Consider the following 6313-nt stretch of genomic DNA (forward strand, 5'->3'; position numbering starts at 1 on the left):
CCGACGAGCCCCTCCTTGAGGGTCCCGGTGAACCCGGACGGGTTGGTGTTCTCGACGATCCAGGTGCGGTTCGCGTCGTCGCCGGCCGACTCGGGCGTGAGCGCCCCGTGCCGGTCGAAGCCGACGATGTCCCTCGCGCCCTGGGCGAGCAGGAGGCGGATGATGGCCGAGCCCGCGGCGCCGACGCCGGACACCGCGATGCGGACGTCCTCGATCTTCTTGTTCACGACCTTGAGCGCGTTGATGAGCGCCGCGAGCACCACGATGGCCGTGCCGTGCTGGTCGTCGTGGAAGACGGGGATGTCGAGCTCCTCGCGCAGACGCTTCTCGATCTCGAAGCAGCGGGGCGCGGAGATGTCCTCGAGGTTCACGCCGCCGAAGCCCGGGGCGATCGCCTTGACGGTGCGGATGATCTCCTCGGTGTCCGTCGTGTCGAGCGCGATGGGCCACGCGTCCACGTCGGCGAACTGCTTGAACAGCGCCGCCTTGCCCTCCATGACCGGCATGGCGGCCTCGGGGCCGATGTCGCCGAGGCCGAGGACGGCGGTGCCGTCGGTGACCACCGCGACGGTGTTGCGCTTGATGGTGAGGCGGCGCGCGTCCTCGGGGCGGTCGGCGATCGCGAGGCAGACGCGGGCGACGCCCGGCGTGTAGGCGCGCGAGAGGTCGCGGCGCGTCTTGAGCGGCACCTTGGGCGTGACGGAGATCTTGCCGCCGAGGTGCATGAGGAACGTCGAGTCCGACATCTTCAGCACGCGCACGCCGTCGAGGGCGTCGAGCGCCGCGACGATCCGCTCGCCGTGCTCGGCGTCGACCGTGTCGCAGGTGACGTCGACGACGATCGTGTCGGCGTGCGACTGGGCGATGTCGACGCCCATGACCGAGCCGCCGGCCGTGGCGATCTCGTGGACGATCTCGCTCGTCGCGCGCTGCGAGGCCGGGGCCTCGACGCGGAGGGTGATCGTGTAGCTGGGGCTGGGCATCGCCATGGCCTGGGTTTCCTTTCGACGTGCTGATGACATGAAGTTTCGAGATGTGGAAGGATGGTTTCTAGAACCGGGACCGGTTCGTGAGGCTTGGCAAAGGGGGACACGACCCATGGCGAACGGCACCGGAGTCCAGTCGGTGGACCGGGCGATCGACCTGCTCGAGATCATGACCGACCTCGGCGGCGACGCCGCGCTCAGCGAGCTGGCGGCCGCCGCCGGCCTCCCGCTCCCCACGATCCACCGGCTCATGCGGACGCTCGTCGGCCGCGGCTACGCCCGCCAGCTCCCGAACCGCCGGTACACCCTGGGGCCGCGCCTCATCCGGCTCGGCGAGAGCGCCGGCCGCCAGCTCGGCGCCGGCGCCCGCCCCCACCTGGAGCGGCTCGCCCGCGAGCTCGGCGAGAGCGCCAACCTCGCGATGATCGACCGCGACATGGTGGTGTACGTCGCCCAGGCCTCGTCGTCCTACTCGATGCGGATGTTCACCGAGGTGGGACGGCGCGTCTACACGCACTGCACCGGCGTCGGCAAGATGGTGCTCGCCGAGCTGCCGGACCAGACGATCCGCGACATCGTCGGTCGCGTCGGGATGCCGCCCGCCACCGACCTGTCCATCACGGACGTCGACGACCTCCTCAAGGAGATCGGCACGATCCGCGAGCAGGGCTACGCCGTCGACGACGGCGAGCAGGAGATCGGCGTGCGGTGCTTCGCCGTCCCGGTGAAGGGCGCTCCCACCCCGACCGCGCTCTCGGTCTCCGGGCCCGCTGCCCGCGTGACCTACGAGTTCGGCGAGGCCGCGCTCCCCCTGCTGCACGAGATGGCCGACACCATCTCGAAGGAGCTGCTCTCCGCGGCCTGACGGCACGCGGCGACCCGACGCGGGGCGCGAGGCGGGGATCCCGCCTCGCGCCCTGCGTCGTGCCGGGGCGGGCATCATGGTCACCCGTCCCCCGGCTCGGCGGCGCCCGCGTGCACCAGCTGCGGACGGGTGTCGTCCGCCGCCGCGCGGGCGCCGGGACGTCGGCCCGCGACCGCGTCGCGCGCGCCCTCGCGGATCTGGAGCACGTCCGGCACGCCGTCCGCGTCCAGGTCGATGGCCGACACGCAGCCCGACCGGCGGCCGTGACCGTGGCGCACCCGCGCCCGCACGTCCGCGTTGAGGCGGGCGCGGCGACGCTCCTCCTGACGCTCGGCGTCCAGCCGCGCGAAGTACTCGGCCCGGCGCTGCTCCTGCTCCTCCGTCACGACCAGTCGCGCCGAGGAGCCCGCGGTGAACACCGACGGGTCCTTGCTGCGCCGGCCCCAGCGGATCTCGTTGAACACGAGGTTGAGCAGCACGGCGACGACGGCCGCGGCCGCGATCCCGGAGTGGAAGATCATGCCCACCCAGGTCGGGAACTGGTCGTAGAAGTCCGGGACGGCGATCGGGATGATGCCGAAGCCCAGCGCGACCGCGACGAGCGTGAGGTTGAGGTTGCCCTCGTACTCGACGCGCGACAGCGTGCGGATACCGGACACGGCCACCGAGCCGAACAGGACGATGCCGGCGCCGCCCAGCACGGGCGACGGGATCGCCGCGACCACCTGTCCCAGCACCGGGAACAGTCCCAGCACGAACAGGACGCCGCCGCCCGCCGCCACGGCGAACCGCGAACGGATGCCGGTGATCGCGACCAGGCCGACGTTCTGCGCGAACGCCGAGGCCGGGAACGAGTTGAGGAACGGCGCGACCAGCGTCGCGGCCATGTCGGCCCGCAGGCCGTCTCCCACCCGCTTCGCGTCGACCTTGGTGTCGAGCACCTCGCCGATGGCGATGAGGTCGGCGGTCGTCTCCGTCATGATGACGAGGATGACGATCGTCATCGAGATGATCGCGCCGATCTCGAAGACCGGGGCCCCGAAGGCGAACGGCGTCGGCAGCGCGAACGGCGACCCCTCGCCCACCCCCGAGAAGTCCGCGAGCCCGAACGGCACGGCCGCCACGGTCCCGAGGATGATGCCGAAGAGGATGGACAGTCGGGAGATCGTGCCCTGCAGGAACCGGCTGAGCGCGAGCACCACGACCAGCGTGCCGAGGGCCAGCGCGATGTTGGGCACCGAGCCCCAGTCGGCCGCCGCCTCGTCGCCGCCCATCATCCAGCCGGCCGCCGTGGGCAGCAGCGAGATGCCGATGATCGTGATGATCGTGCCCGTCACGACCGGCGGGAAGAACCGCACGACCTGCGCGAAGAACGGGCTGATCGCCAGGCCGATCACGGCGGCCACGATGATGGCGCCGAAGACGGCGGGGAGCCCGCCGTCCCCGCTCGCCACCGCGACCATGGTGGACACGGTGGCGAACGAGATGCCCTGGACGAGCGGGAGCTGCGACCCGAAGAAGCGGATGCCGAGCGTCTGGAGCGCGGTGGCCAGTCCGCTCACGAGCAGCGCGGCCGACACGAGGACGCCGATCTCCGCGCCCGTCAGCCCCGCCGCCTGCCCGACGATGATCGGCGGCGCGATCACGCCGCCGTACATCGTCATGATGTGCTGCAGGCCGTAGAGGAAGGTCTTGCCGAGCGGGTAGCGCTCGTCCTCCGGTCGACCGCCCTGCGGCGTGCCGGTCGCGGCCGCCGCGTCGATGGTCGTCGTGCTCATCTCGATGCTCCTTCGAACCGACTGCACGGTGCCTCGCTGATCAGAGGACCTGGATCAGCAGAACCCCGTGACGGTGGCCCACGCGCGGGGCTCCTGGTCGGCGCCCTCCCGCTTCACCTCCGCCTCGATCTTCCCGTACGGGCGGTCGGCGACGTAGAAGACCTCGTTCGGGTTCTCCAGGCCGAAGGGCTCGAAGTCCACGACGAAGTGGTGCAGGTTCGGCATCGAGAACTTGATCTCGCCGATCTCCGGGTGCGCCTCGAGCACCCGCTTGCCCATCTGGTAGAGGGTCTGCTGCAGCGCGAGCGAGTGCACGTCGGCGAACGTCTCGAGCAGGATGCGACGCACGTCGTCGTAGACGGCGTTGAAGTCGATGTCCAGCGACGTGTAGCGCCAGCGGGCGGTCACCGACGTCGCGAGGATGCGGTCGGTGGTCTCCTGCAGGGTGGTGTAGCGGTCCTTCGGGAAGCCGTGGAACTCGGAGCCCGTGGACTTGAGCACCTTGAGGTCCTCGAGGCCGGAGACGACGAAGACCTCGTCGCCGTCGCGCTGGACGACGGTCGTGCGGGTCTCGGTGCCGCCCTTGACGAACGCGTGGTCGTGCTCGCCGTCGGTCACGTGCGTGGTGAGCGAGGAGGGGATGTGCTCCCAGGTGTACTCCTTGGCCTCCCAGCGGCCGCCCTCGATCCAGTCGAAGCTCGAGACGAAGTGCTCGCCCAGGCGGAGGGCGAACTCCTCCGGCGAGGGGATGCCGTCCTTGGCGAGCGCGAACACCGTGTTCTTCTGCGTGTCCGTGGGGACCACGCGGCCCTGGTCGCCGTCGATGTGCGCGGCGGAGAAGTCACCGCGGAGCTGCGAGGTCACCGAGAGCTCGGTGATCCGGTGGCGCGCCTGGTCACGGTCGACCTTCATGACGCGGACCTCGGCCTTGCCGTACTGGTTGTCGCCCAGCACGATCGTGCCCGTGGCGGCCTGGGCGTCGGTGGCGGTGGCGGTCATTGCTGACTCCTTCATCTGTTGTTGCGTTGTCGCGGGACCGCCCCGAGGGCGGCCCCCATACGTCTCCGATGACGATGACGCAGGCCGCGGCGCCTCTGCCGCGGCCGGTGATGCGGGCCTGGCGGCCCGTCAGCTCCCGCGGTACGTCGAGTACGCGAACGGGCTGAGCAGGCAGGGCACGTGGTAGTGGTCGCGCCCGGCCTCGACCGTGAAGTCGATGGTGATCGACGGGTAGAACGTCGCGACCCCCTGCGCGGCGAAGTAGTCGCCGGTCGCGAAGGTCACGCGGTAGGTGCCGGGCTCGAGAGACTCCGGGCCGAGGTCCTTGACCCGGCCGTCGGCGTCGGTCGTGGCGTCCGCGAGCCGCGCGGCGCTGTCCGCGCCGACGCTCCACAGGGAGACGGCCACCCCGGCGGCCGGCAGGCCGGACACCGCGTCGAGCACGTGGGTGGTGATGTGCGAGGTCATGAGAGCTCTCCTTCCAGCCGCAGCACGGCGATCTCCCGCAGCTGCTGGCCGGCGATGCGTCGCTCGGTGGCGGGATCGTTCCCCAGGCGCTCCTCGAGCGAGGCGAGGATCTCGTCGGCGGTGCGGCCCGCGGCCCGGATGAGGAAGACGTGACCGAACCGCTCCTCGTAGGAACGGTTGCCCGCGCGCAGACGCTCCTCCACCGAACCGCTCAGGTCGCCGAGCCCGGCCTGCTCCCGGCGCGAGTGCGCCGCGTCCGCGTCCTCCCCGGAGGCACGCTCACCGATGCGCGGATGACGGGCGAGCGCGGAGTCGATCTCCTCCTCGCTCCACGGGTCCGCCACGGCGCGCGCCGTCGCGAGTGCGGCCGCGGTGTCCGCGTACGGGCGGCCGGCGACCACCGCGTCGGCCCACCGGGTCACGGCCGCGCACGAGAGCACCTGAGCGCGTGCGGCGTCGATGTCCGCCGCGTTGAATGCCTCGAGACCTGCACTCGTCATCGAGCGATCCTCCTTCGGGCGATTCCACCCACCGGAAGTGGGTTTCCATTCAGTGAAGTCTGACTCTCGTGCCGGTGGCATGTCAAGTGAGTCCGCGCTCAGTGGCCGGTGCGTGCCGCTCGCCCCCCGGGTGACCCCCTTGGACACCGTCATCTCCCCTGGTCAGGGAGCCGCGTCCACCCCGCCGGCGGGCACGTGAAGACCTTGCGAACGCCCTCCCGCAGGACCGCGCAGGACCGTAGTGTCGCCCCCGCCCGACGGCCGCGCGCCTCGTCCCGCGCATCCGACCCCCCGTGTGCCTCCGCCCGGCGCCGCACCGTGTCGACCGGCCCATGCGGCGGGAACCGTGTCGGTCGAACCCCGTGGGCGCATTCAGCGTGACCCTCGTCGCCTGTGTTCGCCGGTCGTCATCGACCACACATCGTCGTGCGTCCGACCAGGATACGAGACGGGCCTCGGGCAGCCCAGGTGCTCGCGCCCGCTGTGCGCCGGCACCACCCGACGCCGAGCTCCGGTGGTGTGAGGCGCTGGGCAGGCCGCCATCATCGACGTGGGCACGAACTGCGCGGGTGGCTCCCCGGGCATCAGTGCACGAAGGGCTCGTCCGGACATCCACCAGTGTCCGGGTATGCGAAAGGCCCACCCCGGGGTGGGGTGGGCCTTTCGTGAATGGGTGTCCGGCGGCGTCCTACTCTCCCACCCCCTCGCGAGGGCAGT

Annotated in this window: 6 protein-coding genes; 1 reads left to right on the forward strand and 5 read right to left on the reverse strand. The window is 71.3% G+C overall.

The genetic code is table 11. The features are described 5' to 3' along the window. Positions 1–989: NAD-dependent malic enzyme (locus ACFWEK_RS17345; protein WP_430554839.1), on the reverse strand; the 989-nt coding region annotated here is incomplete at its 3' end. A 109-nt stretch (positions 990–1098) separates the two neighbouring features. Between ACFWEK_RS17345 and ACFWEK_RS17350 the strand changes: the two genes are divergently transcribed. Next, positions 1099–1851, forward strand: coding sequence for an IclR family transcriptional regulator (locus tag ACFWEK_RS17350; protein WP_430545889.1), 753 nt, complete (start codon positions 1099–1101; stop codon positions 1849–1851). An 80-nt stretch (positions 1852–1931) separates the two neighbouring features. Here ACFWEK_RS17350 and ACFWEK_RS17355 read toward each other — a convergent pair whose 3' ends face one another. From ACFWEK_RS17355 to uraD, 4 genes are all read right to left on the reverse strand, one after another. Beyond that, positions 1932–3629, reverse strand: a complete 1698-nt coding sequence (locus ACFWEK_RS17355; RefSeq protein WP_430545890.1) for a nucleobase:cation symporter-2 family protein — start codon at positions 3627–3629, stop codon at positions 1932–1934. A 54-nt stretch (positions 3630–3683) separates the two neighbouring features. Continuing rightward, a complete protein-coding gene (gene pucL, locus ACFWEK_RS17360; RefSeq protein WP_430545891.1) occupies positions 3684–4628 on the reverse strand; it encodes a factor-independent urate hydroxylase in 945 nt (314 codons plus the stop codon). A gap of 129 nt (positions 4629–4757) precedes the next feature. Next, the gene (gene uraH, locus ACFWEK_RS17365) at positions 4758–5096 is read right to left on the reverse strand and encodes a hydroxyisourate hydrolase (protein ID WP_430545892.1); all 339 of its coding nucleotides are present in this window, start codon (positions 5094–5096) and stop codon (positions 4758–4760) included. Further along, positions 5093–5596 carry a 2-oxo-4-hydroxy-4-carboxy-5-ureidoimidazoline decarboxylase gene (gene uraD, locus ACFWEK_RS17370; RefSeq protein ID WP_430545893.1) on the reverse strand — a complete coding sequence of 168 codons (504 nt, stop codon included), beginning with the start codon at positions 5594–5596 and terminating at the stop codon, positions 5093–5095. Before uraD ends, uraH begins: the two co-directional genes overlap by 4 nt. Between the last annotated feature and the right edge of the window lie 717 nt (positions 5597–6313).

The sequence above is a fragment of the Isoptericola sp. NPDC060257 genome, assembly GCF_042726645.1.
Classification (GTDB): Bacteria; Actinomycetota; Actinomycetes; order Actinomycetales; family Cellulomonadaceae; genus Isoptericola; species Isoptericola nanjingensis.

Coding starts and splice junctions, on each gene's coding strand:
- uraH (WP_430545892.1), bottom strand. CDS start 5,096: ATGACCTCGCACATCACCACCCACGTGCTCGACGCGGTGTCCGGCCTG.
- pucL (WP_430545891.1), bottom strand. CDS start 4,628: ATGACCGCCACCGCCACCGACGCCCAGGCCGCCACGGGCACGATCGTG.
- ACFWEK_RS17350 (WP_430545889.1), top strand. CDS start 1,099: ATGGCGAACGGCACCGGAGTCCAGTCGGTGGACCGGGCGATCGACCTG.
- uraD (WP_430545893.1), bottom strand. CDS start 5,596: ATGACGAGTGCAGGTCTCGAGGCATTCAACGCGGCGGACATCGACGCC.
- ACFWEK_RS17355 (WP_430545890.1), bottom strand. CDS start 3,629: ATGAGCACGACGACCATCGACGCGGCGGCCGCGACCGGCACGCCGCAG.